The sequence below is a fragment of the Rhodoferax sp. ZS1R8 genome, assembly GCF_056521325.1.
The window spans coordinates 1-1,247 of record NZ_JBWMBA010000108.1; the positions used below are offsets into that span (position 1 = coordinate 1).

Annotated in this window: 1 protein-coding gene; it reads left to right on the plus strand. The window is 60.9% G+C overall.

Annotated features, from left to right (window positions below):
• Positions 1 to 1,247: PAS domain-containing sensor histidine kinase (locus tag AC097P_RS24190; RefSeq protein ID WP_479612967.1), on the plus strand; the 1,247-nt coding region annotated here is incomplete at both ends.

Genomic DNA, 1,247 nt, shown 5'->3' on the forward strand with positions numbered 1-1,247 from the left:
CGTCTACTGCGACGCCACTGACAAACCGATCCGCGTGGAAGGCATCGCCTTGGACATAACCGAGCGTAAGCGCACGGAAGCGGCGCTGCATGAAACCGAGCAGCACTATCAGGCTTTGGCAGAAGCCAGTTCAGAGATCGCCTACCGCATGTCAGCCGACTGGTCCATGATTCTGTCGCTGAACGGACGCCAGTTGGTTCTGAGCATGGACAAGCCGCTCGCCACCTGGGAGTGGTTGGACCAGAACATCCCGCGCGAGGAGCACCCCCGCGTCAGGAAGGCGATCAGCGATGCAATCGCCGGAAAGACTCTGTTTGAGCTGGAGCATCGCGTCCGGCGCCCCGACGGCTCCATCGGTTGGGCGCTGTCCCGCGCTGTGCCTATTCTGGATGAGAACCAAGGTCTGGTCACATGGTTTGGCGCTGCCAGTGACATCACCGAGCGCAAACGCATCGAGCTGAATCTGATCGAGGCCACCGCAGTTGCGGAAAAAGCCAACCGGGCAAAGTCGGATTTTTTATCCAGCATGAGCCATGAATTGCGCACGCCGCTCAACGCGATCTTGGGCTTCGCCCAACTCATAGAATCCGGGGCTCCGGCACCGACACCCACCCAGAGGAGAAACCTTGAACAGATCCTCAAAGGCGGCTGGTACTTGCTAGACCTGGTCAACGAGCTGCTCGACCTTGCGCAAATTGAGTCGGGCAACTTGTCCGTGACACAAGAGCCCGTCTCGCTTGCCGAAGTCATGCTTGAATGCCGGGCCATGATGGAGGCGCAGGCCAGCCAGCGCGCAATCACCATGACGTTTCCCGCGTTAATGCTCCCCGGCACTGTGCAGGCCGACCGCACCCGGCTCAAACAGGTGATGATCAATCTCCTGTCCAACGCCATCAAGTACAACAAGGCGCAGGGCGCGGTGACTGTGGAGTGTGCGTTGTGTTCCCCGGATGCGATTCGCATCAGCGTGCGGGACACAGGCGAGGGGCTTGCACCGGAGCAGCTCGCGCAGTTGTTCCAGCCCTTCAACCGGCTGGGCCAAGAAGAGAGCAACGAAGAAGGTACCGGTATTGGCCTGGTCGTGAGCAAGCGCCTGGTGGAGCTGATGGACGGAGGCATTGGTGCCCACAGCACCGTTGGGGTCGGCAGCGACTTCTGGATAGAGCTGAACCTGGCGGACCCCCAATCCCTGATCCTGGACGCGGAGGAAGAGCTGGCGCTACTGCCCGCCCCTGCGCCACCGGGCT